The sequence below is a fragment of the Undibacterium sp. 5I2 genome (assembly GCF_035019605.1).
Lineage (GTDB): Bacteria > Pseudomonadota > Gammaproteobacteria > Burkholderiales > Burkholderiaceae_D > Undibacterium.
In genome coordinates this window covers 11,953-28,732 of sequence record NZ_JASJVS010000051.1, presented here as the reverse complement: position 1 = coordinate 28,732, position 16,780 = coordinate 11,953, and the positions used below count along the sequence as shown (strand labels likewise).

The 16,780-nt window shown below is 54.6% G+C and carries 20 protein-coding genes; 7 read left to right on the top strand and 13 right to left on the bottom strand.

Annotated features, from left to right (window positions below):
* Window positions 1-119: 119 nt before the first annotated feature.
* Window positions 120-812, bottom strand: a complete 693-nt coding sequence (locus tag QN359_RS15695) for a pyrimidine 5'-nucleotidase (RefSeq protein WP_322250438.1) — start codon at window positions 810-812, stop codon at window positions 120-122.
* Window positions 812-1,738, bottom strand: a complete 927-nt coding sequence (gene argB, locus QN359_RS15690) for an acetylglutamate kinase (RefSeq protein ID WP_322250437.1) — start codon at window positions 1,736-1,738, stop codon at window positions 812-814. Before argB ends, QN359_RS15695 begins: the two co-directional genes overlap by 1 nt.
* A gap of 99 nt (window positions 1,739-1,837) precedes the next feature.
* On the opposite strand from argB, the gene QN359_RS15685 reads away from it, so the two are divergent.
* The 5 genes from QN359_RS15685 to QN359_RS15665 are packed head-to-tail and all read left to right on the top strand — an operon-like array spanning window position 1,838 to window position 4,051.
* Window positions 1,838-2,404, top strand: a complete 567-nt coding sequence (locus QN359_RS15685; protein WP_322250436.1) for a sigma-70 family RNA polymerase sigma factor — start codon at window positions 1,838-1,840, stop codon at window positions 2,402-2,404.
* A gap of 14 nt (window positions 2,405-2,418) precedes the next feature.
* On the top strand, window positions 2,419-2,625 hold the full coding sequence (locus QN359_RS15680) for a zf-HC2 domain-containing protein (protein WP_322250435.1): 207 nt from the start codon (window positions 2,419-2,421) through the stop codon (window positions 2,623-2,625).
* The gene (locus tag QN359_RS15675; RefSeq protein ID WP_322250434.1) at window positions 2,622-2,819 is read left to right on the top strand and encodes a cysteine-rich CWC family protein; all 198 of its coding nucleotides are present in this window, start codon (window positions 2,622-2,624) and stop codon (window positions 2,817-2,819) included. The genes QN359_RS15680 and QN359_RS15675 overlap by 4 nt, the downstream gene beginning before the upstream one ends.
* A 43-nt stretch (window positions 2,820-2,862) precedes the next feature.
* On the top strand, window positions 2,863-3,570 hold the full coding sequence (gene folE / locus QN359_RS15670) for a GTP cyclohydrolase I (RefSeq protein WP_322250433.1): 708 nt from the start codon (window positions 2,863-2,865) through the stop codon (window positions 3,568-3,570).
* 55 nt (window positions 3,571-3,625) lie between these two features.
* A complete protein-coding gene (locus QN359_RS15665) occupies window positions 3,626-4,051 on the top strand; it encodes a BLUF domain-containing protein (protein WP_322250432.1) in 426 nt (141 codons plus the stop codon).
* 10 nt (window positions 4,052-4,061) lie between these two features.
* Here the strand turns inward: QN359_RS15665 and QN359_RS15660 are convergent, their stop codons facing one another.
* Genes QN359_RS15660 through QN359_RS15640 form a run of 5 tightly spaced genes read right to left on the bottom strand, consistent with a single transcriptional unit; the run spans window position 4,062 to window position 8,319 of the window.
* Window positions 4,062-5,975, bottom strand: a complete 1,914-nt coding sequence (locus QN359_RS15660; RefSeq protein ID WP_322250431.1) for a M48 family metallopeptidase — start codon at window positions 5,973-5,975, stop codon at window positions 4,062-4,064.
* Window positions 5,976-5,986: 11 nt separating this feature from the next.
* Window positions 5,987-6,577: a LemA family protein gene (locus tag QN359_RS15655; RefSeq protein WP_322250430.1), complete on the bottom strand. Its 591-nt coding sequence runs from the start codon at window positions 6,575-6,577 to the stop codon at window positions 5,987-5,989.
* A 56-nt stretch (window positions 6,578-6,633) separates the two neighbouring features.
* Entirely contained in the window at window positions 6,634-7,299 is a 666-nt protein-coding gene (locus QN359_RS15650) for a BON domain-containing protein (RefSeq protein WP_322250429.1), read from the bottom strand.
* Window positions 7,292-7,888 (bottom strand): phosphoheptose isomerase, encoded by a 597-nt coding sequence (locus QN359_RS15645; RefSeq protein ID WP_322250428.1) that lies wholly within the window; start codon window positions 7,886-7,888, stop codon window positions 7,292-7,294. The genes QN359_RS15650 and QN359_RS15645 overlap by 8 nt, the downstream gene beginning before the upstream one ends.
* Before the next feature lie 44 nt (window positions 7,889-7,932).
* Window positions 7,933-8,319 (bottom strand): YraN family protein, encoded by a 387-nt coding sequence (locus QN359_RS15640; RefSeq protein ID WP_322250427.1) that lies wholly within the window; start codon window positions 8,317-8,319, stop codon window positions 7,933-7,935.
* Between the two features lie 42 nt (window positions 8,320-8,361).
* Here QN359_RS15640 and rsmI point away from each other — a divergent pair, with 42 nt between their 5' ends.
* Window positions 8,362-9,264, top strand: a complete 903-nt coding sequence (rsmI, locus tag QN359_RS15635; protein WP_322250426.1) for a 16S rRNA (cytidine(1402)-2'-O)-methyltransferase — start codon at window positions 8,362-8,364, stop codon at window positions 9,262-9,264.
* Between the two features lie 21 nt (window positions 9,265-9,285).
* Here rsmI and QN359_RS15630 read toward each other — a convergent pair whose 3' ends face one another.
* The 6 genes from QN359_RS15630 to QN359_RS15605 form a co-directional block, all read right to left on the bottom strand.
* The gene (locus QN359_RS15630; RefSeq protein WP_322250425.1) at window positions 9,286-10,356 is read right to left on the bottom strand and encodes a septal ring lytic transglycosylase RlpA family protein; all 1,071 of its coding nucleotides are present in this window, start codon (window positions 10,354-10,356) and stop codon (window positions 9,286-9,288) included.
* On the bottom strand, window positions 10,353-11,465 hold the full coding sequence (gene rodA, locus QN359_RS15625; protein ID WP_323493297.1) for a rod shape-determining protein RodA: 1,113 nt from the start codon (window positions 11,463-11,465) through the stop codon (window positions 10,353-10,355). Before rodA ends, QN359_RS15630 begins: the two co-directional genes overlap by 4 nt.
* Window positions 11,466-11,467: 2 nt before the next feature.
* A complete protein-coding gene (gene mrdA, locus QN359_RS15620) occupies window positions 11,468-13,408 on the bottom strand; it encodes a penicillin-binding protein 2 (protein WP_322250423.1) in 1,941 nt (646 codons plus the stop codon).
* Window positions 13,409-13,454: 46 nt separating this feature from the next.
* Entirely contained in the window at window positions 13,455-13,973 is a 519-nt protein-coding gene (mreD, locus tag QN359_RS15615) for a rod shape-determining protein MreD (RefSeq protein WP_322250422.1), read from the bottom strand.
* Complete coding sequence (mreC, locus tag QN359_RS15610) at window positions 13,970-14,977, bottom strand: rod shape-determining protein MreC (RefSeq protein ID WP_322250421.1); 1,008 nt, start codon at window positions 14,975-14,977, stop codon at window positions 13,970-13,972. The genes mreD and mreC overlap by 4 nt, the downstream gene beginning before the upstream one ends.
* A gap of 104 nt (window positions 14,978-15,081) precedes the next feature.
* Entirely contained in the window at window positions 15,082-16,125 is a 1,044-nt protein-coding gene (locus QN359_RS15605; RefSeq protein ID WP_322250420.1) for a rod shape-determining protein, read from the bottom strand.
* Window positions 16,126-16,474: 349 nt separating this feature from the next.
* Here QN359_RS15605 and gatC point away from each other — a divergent pair, with 349 nt between their 5' ends.
* The gene (gatC, locus tag QN359_RS15600) at window positions 16,475-16,777 is read left to right on the top strand and encodes an Asp-tRNA(Asn)/Glu-tRNA(Gln) amidotransferase subunit GatC (RefSeq protein WP_322250419.1); all 303 of its coding nucleotides are present in this window, start codon (window positions 16,475-16,477) and stop codon (window positions 16,775-16,777) included.
* The last annotated feature ends 3 nt before the right edge of the window (window positions 16,778-16,780 follow it).

Here is a 16,780-nt window from a genome sequence, read left to right as displayed (position 1 = left end):
GTTCCTGCCAAAAGCGCGCAGGAATGACGTGGCCACCAGTCAGGGTAATGATACCGACTCACTACCCTTTTGCGACAACCTCTGAAGGCCGGGGTTTCAAACCCTAGTCAGATTTTTGATCAAGCGGGCCGGCGACGATAGCGTTGTGCCAGTTCCAACACCGACCGCACCTGTATATCGACGCAGGCGGCGCGCTGGCGCGCCGTGTGATCGGTGATGAAACCGGTCAGCCAGACAGTCTGCAAGCCTTCGCGCTTGGCCGCGCGTAAATTGTCCAGACTATCCTCGACCAAGATACAGTCGGCGGCAGCATAGCCGCGTGCGGCCAGCAATTTACGCAAAAACCGACGCGACGGTTTAGGCTCAAGTTGCCCATGCACGCGCATGTCTTCGACCGAAATATGGTCGTCAAAATGGCGCTGCAAATTCAAATGACGCAGCACCCGTCGCGAGTACAAGCGCGGCGCATTGGTCAAGAGAATTTTTTTACCCGGCAAGCGCTGCAATATTTGTCGCAACCCGCGACGCGCGCGTATCATCGCCAACAAGTCGTCGAAGGTATGCGCGGCGTGTAAAAACTCCTCGGCTTTCACCGCATGGTGGCGCACCAAACCAAGCATGGTCACGCCATAGCGACGGTAGTAATCGAGCCGCAGCGCGTTGACTGCGGCTTGATCGGCGGCCGCCTCGCCGACACCGAGCAAGGCCGCTATATACGCATTCATATTCCGGTTAATGGCTGGAAAAATCGCGTGCGAGGCGTCATGCAAGGTGTTGTCGAGGTCAAACAGCCAAATCGGCTGGCCTGCCATCAATGACTGCGTATCATGGTGCCGAAGGCTTGTTCGGTCAACACTTCCAGCAGCAACGAGTGTTCGATGCGGCCATCGATGATATGCACGGTATTGACACCCGATTTGGCCGCGTCGAGTGCCGAAGAAATTTTCGGCAGCATGCCGCCGGAAATCGTACCGTCAGCGAACATTTCATCGATCTCACGCGCCGACAAATCGGTCACCAAATTACCCTGCTTATCGAGCACGCCCGGAATATTGGTCATCATGATCAATTTTTCAGCCTTGAGAATTTCGGCAATCTTACCAGCGACCAAATCGGCATTGATGTTATACGCTTGGCCATCTTCGCCGAAACCGATCGGTGAAATGATAGGAATGAAGGCATCGTCTTGCAAGGCTTTCACCACCGCCGGATTGATCGCATCGATTTCACCAACATAGCCGATATCGAGCATATTGCCGGGATTTTCACGATCCGGCATCATCATCTTGCGTGCGCGGATCAAGCCGCCATCTTTACCGGTCAAACCGACGGCCTGACCACCGTAATGATTGATCAACATAACGATATCTTGCTGTACTTCGCCGCCCAACACCCATTCCACCACTTCCATGGTTTCTTCATCGGTGATGCGCATGCCTTGGATAAACGTACCCTGCTTGCCCATTTTTTTGAGCGCATTGTCGATTTGCGGTCCGCCGCCATGTACCACGACTGGGTTCATGCCGACCAGTTTCAATAAAATCACGTCGCGCGCGAAGCTATGCTTGAGGCGTTCTTCGGTCATGGCATTGCCACCGTATTTGATGACGATGGTCTTACCGTGAAATTTACGGATGTAGGGCAGCGCTTCTGCCAAAATTTCAGCCTTGATCACGGGCGCGACACCGGCCAATTTATCTTCTGATGCTACTGCTGCGTTTGCGTTGAAATCGCTCATAATGTCGGTATCCTGAGGGTATCATGAAGGGTTTATGCCTTAGCCTCGGATTTTACAGGATTCTGCTGCCAATATTTATGCCAATTCACTCTTAAATTTATGCGCACTTCGATTCATTTACACCAAGAGTTAGAAACCATGCGTCCGGCGCTGCTGCGTTTCGCCATTCTGCAGCTGCGAAATGAGACGGCAGCCGAAGATGCCGTGCAAGAAGCCTTGCTGGCGGTATTGGAGAAACCGGACAGTTTTGCCGGCCAATCCAGCCTGCGCACCTATGTGACCGGTATTTTGAAATTCAAAATCATCGATCATCTGCGCAGCCGCAAACGTGAAGTCGCCTTGCATACCGAAGATGATGAAGCAGAAACCGATCTCATCGACAGCTTATTCAAAGCCAACGGCCATACCGTCAACATGCCGGCAGCCTGGGGGGAGCCGGAAGCTAGCCTGCAACAGCAAGATTTTTTCCGTGTCTTGGAAATCTGTCTGGCAAATTTACCGGCCAAAACCGCGCGCGTGTTCATGATGCGCGAATGGTTAGAATTGGAAACCGAAGAAATTTGTAAGGAATTGAGCCTGACCACGTCTAATCTATGGGTAGTCCTGTACCGCGCCCGCTTGCGGCTGCGCGAATGCTTGGACTTGAATTGGTTCGGCAATCAATAACACGGAAAGCCGCTATGTATTACTTATACTCTTGCAAACAAGCACATCAACTGGTCTCTGAAGGCCTCGATCGCAAGCTCACATTGAGCGAACGTAGTCGGCTGCGGCTGCATCTGTCGATTTGCGATGCCTGCAGCAATTTCAGTGGCCAGATGCAATTACTGCAGCAAGCCATGCGTCGCATCGTTCCCCAAGACTCCGCGCGGGACGACGCCGCATGAGTCAGTGTTCTGTCTGCGCCGCGTCGTTCGACTGCGCCATGGTGGAGGGCAGCGAGCAAGCATGCTGGTGCGGCGCTTGGCCGAGCTTGGCCGTGCCAGACTTACCAGCGACGGCAGCCAACGCCGAACCCGCCTGCCTGTGTCCGGAATGTTTGCGCGCATTGAGCGAGCGGGTGGCTGCAAGAAAAATCTAATTCAGTTACCATTGCCAATCTTCCAGACTGACAGGAACTCAGCATGTCCAACGATACGCCCCTCGCTTACCAAGCGGTCACTATCCCGGTTTCGCAAAGAATTCGCGAGCGCTTGGTCGCGAGTAAAACTCGTTTCCATGCCAATGACAACATCGCCCGCTTCATCGAAGCCGGCGAACTGGCCGAATTGCAGGCCGAAGTCGAAGAAAAAATGCGCGCAGTGTTGCAAAGCTTGGTAATCGACACCGCCAGCGACCACAATACCCAAGATACCGGGCGACGCGTCGCCAAAATGTTCATCAATGAAGTATTCGGCGGCCGCTATGTGCCGATGCCAGCGGTAACGGAATTTCCCAATGCTTCGCATCTCAATGAATTGATGATCATCGGCCCGATCACGGTGCGCAGCGCGTGCTCGCATCACCTGTGCCCGATCATGGGCAAGGTTTGGATAGGCGTGATGCCGAATGAGCATTCGAATTTGATCGGCCTGTCGAAATACGCCCGTATCGCCGAATGGATCATGAGCCGTCCGCAAATTCAGGAAGAAGCCGTGGTGCAGTTGGCCGACGCGCTGCAAGAAAAAATGCAAGCCGATGGCCTTGCGGTGGTGATGGAAGCCGATCACTTCTGCATGCACTGGCGCGGCGTGAAAGACACCGAAGCGAAGATGATCAACAGTGTCATGCATGGCTCGTTTTTGAAAGATCCGAACTTGCGCCGCGAATTTTTATCGTTGATCAAGCGCTGAGCCTGCACAGGCAAGGTTTTCTCGCCCGTCACCACGGGCGCACCAGGAGAGATTTATGTTAGTACGTCTGCTGTACGCCAGTCGCGCCGTCGATGCCAATATCGGCCATACCGTGCAAGCCATCCTACAAGCTTCGCGCTCGCACAACCCGGAAAATGGACTTACCGGCGTGCTCTGTCACACCGACACGGTGTTCATTCAAGTGCTCGAAGGCGGTCGCGATGCGGTCAACACCTTGTATGGACACATCCTGCGCGACCCGCGTCATCGCGATGTGATTCTGCTCGATTATGAAGAAATCACGCAACGGCGCTACGGCGGCTGGACCATGGGGCAAGCCAATATCAGTAAGCTCAATCCCGCTACCCTGCTCAAATATTCACCGTTACCGATACTTGACCCACACGGCATGCCAGGCAAAATGATGCTGGCATTGATCGATGAATTGATGGCCACGGCCGCCATCGTCGGGCGCGCCTGAGTCGTCCGACTCAGGTCGGCATGGCAGTTGGCAGCAGACAGTCCGGCACCGGCACATCGAGTGCGGCGCACATGGCGCGCACCAGATCAGCCGGGGCGGGAGCAATCTGTACCGTCGGCGCACGCGCCGCCGCTGTCAGCAAGGCGCGCACCAGAAACGGCTTGGCTAAGGGCGCGAGGCGATTGAGTTTTTCCAGCGCTTGCCGCACCGTGAAAAAATCACTCTGTACGCTGGCCTGCAGTTCATACTCACGCAAGCCCAAGTCTGGCAATAGCGCCGCCGCACGCACAAAAGCGGCCAGCGTGGCCGCACCTGCATGCGTTTGCGCGACCAGCGACAACAACAAGCACACTTCGCCGCGCAGCTCCGATAAATCCGCATAACGGACCGCAATGTAACGTCCGGCCTGCGGCCCCAAACGCCGCTCCAATACCGTCTGCAAAACAAATTCGCTCTGCGTCATGCGCGCATCAGCGGCAATTAATTTGGCCGCCAAGGCCAGCAGTTGCGCGCGCTGCGTCGGCGTGAGCAACTGCAAAGCCGGCATCGCCAAGTCCAGCCAAGGCAAACGCGCCGGCTCACTCATCGCCTCGATCTCGAGTAACAATTGTTGCGCCAATTCTGCGTGTTGCCCAGCCATTTGCCTCAATAGGGTCTGCTGCAAGGCGTAAGCCTGCGGCTCTTGCCGGTCCAGCAGCAAGGCATACACCAGCGCCGGGGCAGTCGCACTGCCACGCGCCGCCGTCAACAAGCATAAGGGCGGCCGCGCGGCTGCGCTGTCCGCGCGCGGCAGACTGAGCGTGCGTGCCTGCTGAGCGGCTTCCACATTGCGCGCACCGAAACCGTAAAACCCGGTCGGCACATCGGCTTGCTCGAGCGGATCGATGATTTCAGCGGCATCAAGAAAACTGAGCGCATGCCCGTAGATGCAGCGCAAACGCTCTTGTAAAGGCGGATGGGTGGCAAACAAGCCGCTCATCAGGTTCGCCCGGGCCGCGCCGAGAAACATATGCGACATTTGTTCGGCACGCGGATTATCGATGCGCGAACCGCAGGCGCTGGCGACACCGAGTCCACCAATTTTGCGCAGGGCACCGCCGATGCCATCGCGATTCCGGGTGAATTGCACGGCGCTGGCATCGGCCAAAAATTCACGTTGGCGCGATACCGCCGATTTGATCAGGCGGCCGAAAAAAATACCCACATAGCCGATGACGAACAACGCCGCACCGACCACCACCATGATCAGTTGCAACGGCGGCCCCTTATCGTCGCGACTGCGAGTACTGCGCCAAGAGGCGCCCCAATACATCAATTCCTGCCCGAAACCAGCAATCATCTGGATGCCGAACAAGACACTGATGAGTTTGATATTCATGCGCATATCGCCATTGAGGATATGGCTGAACTCATGCCCCACCACGCCTTGCAATTCATCGCGCGTAAGACGCGTCAACGCGCCTTGAGTGACCGCCAGCACGGCCTGATTCGGGTGATAACCGGCAGCAAAGGCATTGATGGCTGCTTCGCGTTCCAACACATACACGCGCGGACAAGCGATGCCGGAGGCCAGCGCCATCTCTTCGACGATATTGAGTAAGCGCCGTTCCTTGCGGTCGGTCGAGGAAGGATGGACCAAATGACCGCCGGCCATTTCCGCCACGGCCTCGCCACCATCACGCAGGCGAAAGCTTTCGAACAAGCTGCCGCCACCGATGAACAGCAAGGTCACCCCGGTATTGACGAAGAAAAAGCCGCGCGGATAAGCCACACCACCGGGCATGCGCAAGGCAAACAAATAATGCCAGATCAGCGCCAGACTCAGGTTGACGGCCGCGACAATGGCCAGCACGGCCAGCGCAAACAGGATCAACAGGGTGCGACTCTGACGATGCGCATGATCCTGTTGTTCAAAAAAATCCATAGGTGTGCCGCTTAGAAAGCGACTTTGACAGCTTGGCGTTCGAGCGCAGCTTCGATGACCTGCAGCATTTCAGCGGCCTTGAAACCGCAACTGTTAGCGACGACAGAAGTGGGAAACTGCTCGATACCGATATTGTATTGCATGACTTGATCGTTATACGCTTGCCGCGCAAAAGCGATTTTATTTTCGGTACTGCTCAATTCTTCGCTCAGTTGCTGCATGTTTTCGTTGGCTTTGAGGTCAGGATACGCTTCCGACAAGGCAAACAATTTTCCCATCGAAGCATTGAGGGTGTTTTCTGCCGCAGCAAATTGCTGCACCGCAGACGGATCAGCCGGATCGCGCGCCGCCTTGCCGCTGGCCGCCAGCGCCAAGCCACGCGCCGCGATCACCGCCTCGAGCGTGACACGCTCATGCTGCATATAATTTTTAGCCACCTCGACCAAGTTCGGAATGAGGTCGTAACGGCGTTTCAACTGCACATCAATCTGCGAAAAACTGTTCTTGAAGCGATTGCGTAGCGTGACCAAGCGGTTATATACACCGACGATCCAGAACAGAAACAAGGCGACGATTACCAGCAAAGCGATCAATGAGGACATGATTTTTTTCCAGACAAAAGAAAAGCCGATGAAACTCATCGGCTCGGCAGTCAATCTTAATTGCGCGTATCAGACTTATTCTCTGGCGCTGGCTGTGGCTGCACCAGCATCGCTTTGAGTTCAGCATCGCTCAGGTATTCGAGTACCTTAACCACTTTGCGTACACCGCTGATGCGGCTGGCGACATCGGCTGCCAGATCACCTTCGTGTGGCGTGACGCGGCCCATCAAATACACGGTACCGCTTTCGGTGACGACTTTAAACGCGCTGGCAAACAAACCTTGGGTGTCGACGAACGATGCCTTGACCTTGGTCGTGAGCAGCGCATCATTCGAGCGTGCCGTGAAGTTGGACAAGCCGGCGATGGCAATTTCATTACTCACCGACAGCACGCCTTCGACGGCGGACAATTCCCGTGCAGCAGTTTGTTTCGCCGCTTCATCGGCAACTTCACCGGTCAACAAGACGCGGCGGTTGAAAGAATTCACATTCACATGGGCGGCATCGCCCAAGGCTTTCGATACCCGGTTCTCACCTTTGATAGCGATGGCCTTGTCTTCGGTTTGGGCACCGAGCGTGCGGCGGTCGGTCGCGGCAAAGGTACTCACGACGGCACTGCCGACGATGAACTCGACACAGCCTTGCAAACTGAGCACGGCCACACAACACAGGGCGGCGGCGGCCAGTGGCAAACGCCGACGAGAAACCAGCAATTTATTCATTTTCTTCACCTCCGAAAAGCGCGGTATCAATACCGTCGCAAATACAATGTATCGTCAATAAATGCACTTCCTGTATGCGCGCGGTACGTTCATGCGGCACACAAATATGCACGTCTGCTTCGGTGAGCAATTTAGCAATCTCACCACCACCTTTGCCGGTCAACGCCACCACACGCATGTCACGCTCGAGCGCGACATTGACCGCATTGACGATACTGGCCGAATTGCCCGAGGTCGACAAGGCCAGCAAGATATCGCCGGCTTGTCCGAATGCCTGTACCTGCTTCGAAAACACCTCTTGAAAACTGTAGTCATTCGCCACCGCCGTCATGATCGAGGTATCGGTGGTCAAGGCCATGGCCGGCAAAGGCAAGCGCTCGCGCTCGAAACGACCGACCAACTCAGCCGCGAAGTGCTGACAGTCGGCGGCCGAGCCACCGTTGCCGCAGGCGAGAATTTTATTCCCGTTCGACAGCGCCAGAAACATCAGCTCTACCGCTTGCGAAATTGGCAGCGCCAATTCATCGGCCGATTGAATTTTTAATTCGGCACTTTCATGGAAGTGCGCCAGGATACGTTGATTTGTCATAGTGCTTCCGATTATACGGCAGGAGTTAGCCTCTATTACTATCTCTAGGTCACAATAACATTTTGCAACCACTGAATGTGGCCTTGGTCGATCGCCACCAAATCAAAGCGACAGGCCGGCAACCGTGGCAGGCGCAGCAGATAAACTTGTGCAGCATGCAATAATTTTGCTTGTTTGGCTGGCGTCACGCTGGCGAGCGCTCCGCCAAATTGCAGCGAGGAGCGACTGCGTACCTCGACGAACACCAAGGACGTGCCGGCGCGCATGATCAAATCGATTTCACCGCCGCGGCAACGGAAATTCTTTTCGACCAATTGCAAGCCGGCCCGCTCCAGAAACTGCAAGGCTTGTGCTTCAGCGGCATCGCCGCAACGCTGCCGGCTGCTGCGGCGGTCGGTATTGACAGTTTGCTCAGGCTCACGGCGTCTCATTGTCGTACAATCTGTGTTTTGCAAGCATTCGAATGGATAGGTATGAGTCTTACCCCACCCCCCCTCTACCCGGACCTCGTTGAGGCTGTCAGCCGCCAGAACTATCCGCTCGGTACATTATATGTAGTCGCGACGCCGATCGGGAATGTCGCCGATATTTCTTTACGCGCCCTGCATGTACTGGGGCTGGTCGATGCCATTGCCTGCGAAGATACCCGCAACACGGCACAACTGCTGGGGCGCTACGGTATCAACCGCCCCTTGATCGCGGCACACCAACATAATGAACGCGAAGTGGCAGAAAAAATCTTGCTGCGCTTGCAAGCTGGCGAACGCATCGCCTTGGTGTCCGATGCCGGCACCCCCGGCGTCTCCGATCCCGGCGCGAAAATCGTCGATGTCCTCAAGCGCGCCGGCATCCCCGTCACGCCGCTGCCCGGTGCCTCGGCCGCCATCAGCGCCTTGTCCGCCAGCGGTTTGCTCGATGAACGTTTTTATTTCGTCGGCTTTTTACCATCGAAAGCCGGCCAGCGCGAACAACTGCTGCATAGTCTGGCCCGGCTCGACGCCAGTTTGATTTTTTATGAAGCCCCGCACCGCATCTGCGAGACGGTGCAAGCGATGCTGAGCGTGTATGGCGGTAGCCGCGAAATCGTGTTGGCGCGTGAACTGAGCAAATTGTTTGAAGAAATCCACCGCTGCCCGCTCAGTGAGGCGCCGACTTGGCTCGCAGCCGATGCGCATCGCGAAAAAGGCGAATACGTGATACTGCTCGGTGCTGCCGCCGTTGAGGCCAACAACGAAGATCTGGAAGCACGCCGCGTACTGACTATCCTGCTGGCGGAATGCAGCGTCAAGCAAGCATCGGCCTTGGCGGCACAACTGACCGGACAAAAAAAGAACGCCCTTTATCAGCTCGCCTTGAGCATGAAAGAAAGCCACTGAAGCAGCATCGGTGTTGCATAATCAGCGCTGCACCACCAAGGGCTGAGCAAGCCCGAGCTTGCCGGCCTGAGCCAAAGCAGATTGGGCATCGGCGCGGCTGTTGAATGGTCCACTGACCAAGCGATACAAGCTGCCCTGCGCAATGATGTCAAAATCTGGCAAGCGGCTTTCGGCGCGCGTCTTCAGATGCGCCATGATGGCTTCGGCATTGGCGCGGATGGCGTAGGCACCGAATTGCAGATAGTAGGCGCCGCTGGCCACACGTGGTACCGCTGCCGCCAGTTTTTCCACCGGCTTGGCCTGGTCGGCCGCCAGTAAATCTTCAAAACTCATCAGATTATCAGGCTGCGCTGTCGCTTCCGGTACGGCCGCGGCCAGCGGCGTAATCACGGGGGCAGCCGGTGCCAAAGCGAGCAAGGGCAGCGCCGGCGGCGCTTGATTTTTGCGGTTTTCCGCCATCCGGTCTATATCGCTCGGCAACAAACGCTCGACTTCAATCTGGCTGCTGCCCTTGGCCAGCAAACCCAGCTTGAGCGCGCCGGTGTACGACAAATCGATGATGCGATTCGAATGAAACGGCCCACGATCATTGATACGCACGATGATCTGCTTGCCATTGGCTAAATTGGTCACGCGCGCATAAGAAGGAATCGGCAAGGTCGGATGAGCCGCCGTGATCTTATACATATCGTAGGGTTCACCGGAGGAGGTTTTTTGGCCATGAAATTTTTTGCCATACCAACTGCCTATGCCGCGTTGCAGGAATGGCGTTTGCGGATCGGTGAGCGGGGTATAGGTTTTACCAAACACCATGTAAGGGCGGTTCGAGCCGCGCGATAAATTTTCGACCACTGGAATCGGATCGACCGTCATTTCCAAGCCCTCGGGCGGGTTATCACCGGGACCATCGTCTTTATAATAGCCACCCTTGCCGCTGCCGGCTTTCGGCAGTGCCGCTGCGGCCGAGCTGGCCGAGCGCGCGCGCGTCGCCTCGGCTGGCGCGGTGACGCGTGGCGGTGCACTGCTACAAGCTACCAACACAGCGGCGACCAGCGCCACACTCAGCCACAGACAGACTTGCGTTTTTTTCATGTTTGTACCAACTTCCGATGACGTTGCACACTCATTAAGATTCCCGCTCCCATTCCCAAGGTTACCAGCGCCGTGCCACCATAGCTTAAAAATGGCAAGGGCACGCCGACCACCGGCAGAATGCCGCTGACCATGCCCATATTAACAAAGGCATAAGTGAAAAAAATCATCGTCACCGATCCGGCCATCAGACGCGCGAATAAGGTGGGTGCATTGGCGGCGATCATCAAACAGCGGATGATGAGTAAAAAATACAAACTGACTAACAAAAGATTACCAAGAAAACCGAATTCTTCGGAAAACACGGCAAAAATGAAATCGGTGGTGCGTTCTGGGATGAATTCCAGATGCGCCTGCGTTCCTTTGAGCCAACCCTTGCCGTGCAAACCACCGGAACCCACAGCGATGGTTGATTGAATGATGTGAAAACCTTTGCCGAGCGGATCGCGGGTTGGGTCGAGCATGGTCAGCACACGGTCGCGCTGGTAGTCATGTAATAAATATGGCCACACCACGGTTGGCGTGATCACCAGTACAAAGGCAAAAATCGCCAACAACAGTTTCCACGACAAACCGGCCAAAAAAATCACCGTGAAACCGGCGGCCACCACCAACAAGGCGGTACCGAGATCGGGCTGCTTGGCGATCAAGCCGGTAGGAATCAACAAAATCAGGGTAGCGATGAGAAAATCTTTCATGCGCAAGGTCCCTTCGCGTTTTTGAAAATACCACGCCAACATCAAGGGTGTGGCGATTTTCATGATCTCTGAAGGCTGCACTACCATGCCGACATTGATCCAGCGTCGCGCGCCCTTTTTCACCATGCCGAATGCGGCGACGGCAATCAACAAGGCGATCCCGAAGGTATAGATAGGAATGGCGAAGCGCATCAGGGTTTGCGGCGGAATATTCGCGACGATCCACATGATGATGAAAGAGACGACGATATTACGCAGTTGATCTTCGATACGACCGGGGAAATCGATGCCGGCCGAATACAAGGTGATGATGCCGAGTGACAGAATTAAAAAGATCAGTATCGCCAGCGGCGCATCAAACACCATGATGTGAGAGCGTAGCCAGCGCCAATTAAAGCCAGAATTTTGCATCATTAATCCCTGTTTCCCAACGGCTCGACGACATCGCCAGGCGCTGCCGGCGCATCAGTTTTAGGCATTTGCTTATCTTTGGCGCTTGGACGCTTGCCAAGCAAATAGTAATCGAGCGCTTTGCGCGCAATCGGTGCCGCCGCCGCCGCGCCGAAACCGGCATTTTCTACTATCAGCGCCAGCGCAATACGCGGCTTGTCGACCGGAGCAAAGGCGATATAGAGCGCATTGTCGCGCTGCCGCTCGGCAGTACGCTTGGCATCGTATTTCTCACCCTTTTTGATACCGACCACCTGCGCCGTGCCGGTTTTACCACCCGACAAATAGCCGGCATCACGGAATACCGCATAGCCGGTACCACCGGCTTCACTGGTCACGCCAACCATGGCACGCTTGATGAGGTCGATGTTTTCCTGTTTCAGAGCGATGCGGTAACTCTCTTTCGGCACCGTCAGTAACTTCTGATGGCTTTGCGGATCTTCCGTCATTTTCACCAAATGCGGCTTCATGACGACGCCGTTATTCGCCAGCGTCGCCACCGCATGCGCCATTTGCAAGGGCGTAAAGGCGTTATAACCTTGACCGATGCCGAGCGAAATAGTTTCACCGGCATACCATTTCTGTTGCGCCGGCTTTTTATAGGCGCTGCGCTTCCATGCCATTGAAGGCAGCAAGCCCTGCTTTTCGTGTTCAAGATCGATGCCGGTTTTTTGCCCGAAACCGAACGGCTTCATGAAATCGTGAATCGCATCGACGCCGAGATCATTGGCCAGCAAATAATAATAGGTATCGCAGGAAGCGACGATGGAGCGATACATATCGACCATGCCGTGACCACCGGGCTTATCATCATTAAAACGATGACCGCCAAACATGAAAAACCCTTGGTCGGCAATCGATTGTGAAGGCGTGCGCTTACCCAATTCCAAGGCCGCCAGTGCCATATACGGTTTATAGGTCGAGCCCGGTGGGTAGATCCCTGACAAGGGCCGGTTCAGCAAGGGGCGGTCTTCCGAAGTATTGAGCTCGGTCCAACTCTGTTGATCGATGCCTTCGACAAATAGATTCGGGTCATACGTCGGTTTGGAGACGAAGGCCAGCACATCGCCGGTCGCCGGTTCGATCGCCACCAGCGCACCGCGACGATCACCAAAGGCTTCCTCCACCAGCTTTTGCAATTCGATATCGACCGAGAGGATCAGATTTTTTCCTGAGGTCGAAGGAGATCTGGCCAAGGTCCGAACCGCGCGCCCGCCGGCCGAAACTTCGACCTGTTCGAAGCCTGTATTACCATGCAAAATTTTCTCGTAACTTTTTTCCAAACCCTCTTTGCCTATGTAATCGGTACCGTTGTAATTGGCACCGTCTTCCATGTCATCGATGATTTCGGCATCCTTGGGGCTGATGCGACCGATATACCCGATCACATGCGAAGCGCTGTCGCCCTGCGGATACTGGCGAAACAAGCGCGCTTGAATATCGACGCCGGGAAAGCGAAAGCGCTGCGCCGTGAAGCGCGCCACTTCTTCATCAGTGAGGCGAGTACGAATCGGCAGACTCTCGAAATTTTTCGAGTCTTCCACCAACTTGCGAAAACGTTTGCGATGCTTCGCCTGAATATCAACCAATTGCGCCAGATCGTCGATCAAAAAATCCATGTCCTGATGAATTTTCGAAGGCGTGATTTCGAGCGTGTAAGCGGAATAATTTTGCGCCAGAATCACGCCATTGCGATCCATAATCAAACCGCGATTAGGTACCACCGGTACGATATCGATGCGGTTTTCATCCGCCAACAAGACGTAGTCATCATGTTTGACGATCTGCAGCCAGACAAAACGCGAAATCAAGGCAGAAAAACAGAACAAGACAAAAATGCCGATAAATATCAGCCGCATGCGGAAAAAATACAGTTCCCGTTCCGTGTTTTTCAATTCATTCATGATCGATAGCTTTACTTACTGCACAAGCGGCGCCAGCGCCGTTCGGTCAAATCGGACGGGTGTCGTCCTTGTTTATTGCACGTCGTTGCGGTGCCAGCAAAATCAGCGTGGCAAGCGGCCACAAAGCAGTGGTCACAACGCTCTCGGAAAAATACATCCAGCCGGGAAAATGGGCGTCGGGCGCGACGATGAGGCGCACGACAATCTGCAAACCTTGCACGAATAAAAACAAGGGAAACACATGCAGCGACTGCGTCAGCGGATGGAACCACAGCACTCGGCGATGAATGGTGATGGCGAAATACGTCAGCAAGGTATAGGCCAGCGCATTTTCACCGAGATGGATGGCATCGTGCACATCCATCAGCAAGCCCATCGCAAAGGCGATGCCTATGCCAACCCGGCGCGGTTGATGTATGCTCCAAAATACCAGCACCAAGGCGACGAAATCGGGAATCGCGATCCAGCCGCCCCAAGGCAGAAAATTGAGAAAAAATGCCATCGCCAAGCTGAAGATAATAAACAGCGGGTTGACCGGCAAAAGAATATAGTGCGGCTGCGTCATTTGGCCGGCTCCTTGGTATCGAGTGCTTCGGCCGCTTCTTTCGCCGTCTCGGCCAGCGAAGGTTGGTCGACCGGCTTGACATCGCTGCTGGCCGGCGCGGCATCGCGCGTTACTTTACGGTTGAGTTTTTCTTTCTTGGCGCGCACATCCTCGGTATCAGGGCGCGGCAGATTTTCCATCGACACCTGCAAGATCAACAATTGCTTGTTGCGATCAATGCCAGCGGTTGGCACACAGAGTATATTTTCAAACGTGGTCACCGCCTTGTTTTCGACTTGCACCACCTTGGCCACGGCCAAGCCGGCCGGGTAAATACCATCGATGCCCGAGGTGACCAACTGATCGCCGTTCTGTACATCGGCATTCGAAGTCAGGCGCATGTCGAGATATGGCGATTGGCCGCGGCCATAGGCCACGCTACGCAAACCATTGCGCAGAATTTGCACCGGAATCGCCTGATTCTTATCGGTCAGCAAGGTCACTTCTGCAGTGAAGGGAAAGATACGCGTGATCTGGCCGACCACCCCGAGATCATCGATCACCGGCTGACCGAGCGCAATACCATCCTTGATACCACGGTCGACAATTACCTTACGGGTCGAGGGATCGCGGGCGTCGTAAATGATTTCCGCCAGCACGCTCTTGACCGTCAAGCGCTCACGCGCGTCTAATAATTTACGTAAATGGCTGTTTTCCGCTTGCAACTGCGCGGTTTGCTGCAGCACATCGGCATTGAGGGTTTGCTGATGCTTGATGCGGATATTTTCTTTTTCCACCTCAGCGACGGTGACAAAGTAATGCGAAAGGTTTTTCACCGCCGTGCTCGGCACCACCGCCGCCATTTGCAAAGGATAGAGCGCGGTGCCAATCACTTGGCGTGCCAACATCAAGGATTTCAGACGGGAATCGACCACCAGCAAAAAAATCGCCAGTATCGTGAAGAAGATCGCGCGGGCCCGGGCTGAGGCGCCTTGCTTGAACAGTGGTGGCGGGCTGTATTCCATACTATATTTATGCTCAGAAACCGGTTTACACCAACGGTAAGGCCAGCGTGCATCCAACAGCAAAGAGCCGGCGGGTGGCCGGCTCTGCATGAATTAAACGACGCTTACTCGTAAGAAAAAATCGAACCGAGCTTATCCATCCGCTCCAAGGCCATACCCGAACCGCGCACCACACAAGTGAGCGGGTCTTCGGCCACGATAACTGGCAAGCCGGTTTCTTCCATCAGCAAGCGATCAAGGTCGCGTAACAAAGCGCCGCCACCGGTGAGCATCATGCCTTTTTCGGCGATATCGGCACCGAGTTCCGGCGGTGTTTGTTCGAGTGCGTTTTTAACGGCCGAGACGATGTTATTGAGCGGATCAGTCAGGGCTTCGAGAATTTCATTACTCGAAATAGTGAACGAGCGCGGAATACCTTCCGACAAATTGCGCCCCTTGACTTCCATCTCCTTGACTTCTGAACCAGGAAAAGCCGAACCGATGGCTTTTTTAATCGCTTCGGCAGTTTGTTCACCAATCAACATGCCGTAATTGCGACGGATGTAATTAACGATGGCTTCATCGAATTTATCGCCACCAACCCGGACCGAGCCTTTATACACCATGCCGCCGAGTGAAATGATGCCGACCTCGGTGGTACCGCCGCCGATATCGACCACCATCGAGCCGGTCGCTTCGGAAACCGGCAAGCCGGCACCGATGGCCGCGGCCATCGGTTCTTCGATCAAAAACACTTGTGAGGCACCGGCACCGAGTGCCGATTCACGGATCGCGCGACGTTCCACTTGGGTCGAACCACAAGGCACGCAAATAATAATGCGCGGCGAAGGTTTGAAGAATTTCGTGTCATGCACCATGCGGATAAATTGCTTGAGCATTTGTTCGGTGACGGTAAAGTCAGCGATGACGCCATCTTTCATAGGACGGATGGCTTCGATATTGCCCGGCACTTTACCCAGCATTTGCTTGGCTTCGCGACCAACTGCCTGGATGGTTTTTTTGCCATTTGGTCCGCCTTCTTGGCGGATAGCAACAACTGAAGGTTCATCGAGTACGATACCCTGACCGCGCACATAAATGAGGGTATTAGCGGTGCCAAGATCGATCGCCAGATCATTAGAGAAATAACTGCGTAAGAAACCAAACATGTATTGTCCTGTATTTAATTCTGTATTGAACTCAGATGGGTGTACAGCCTCTTGAAATCGAGCTGAAACACAAAATTTCTCACCCTTACACTGCAAGCAGCGGTAGGTACCGTGAATAAACAGGCACCAACTTGAAGGGATTTAACGTGCCTAACGTGCCTTTTAGGGCATTAACCCGTCATTCTACCTTATAATCTTCTCAAATTTACTTGATACCAACACCTAAAAATACGGCAGCGGATTTTGTAAATATCAGCCAAGAGACCATGACGGCCCGCGCGCTAGGCCGCTTGGATTTCCGGTCGCGCCCTTTTTGACACTCTCACGCGTTTACGACGCCCCAGAAACCATGTCACTGACACTGAACGATGTTACAAGAATTGCCAATTTGGCAAAAATAAACGTTTCACAAGAGCAAGCTGAATCAACGCTCGCCAAATTAAATGATATTTTTTCATTAGCCGAACAATTACAAGCGATCGACACCACGGGCGTCGCACCGCTCAGTCATCCGATTGCCGCTTTGCTGCCGGAATTGGCGCTGCGCTTGCGCGCCGATGTCGTTACTGAAAGCAATCATCGCGAAGAATACCAATTGCCGGCACCGGCCGTTCAAGACGGTTTGTATTTGGTGCCTCAAGTCATAGAATAAGTT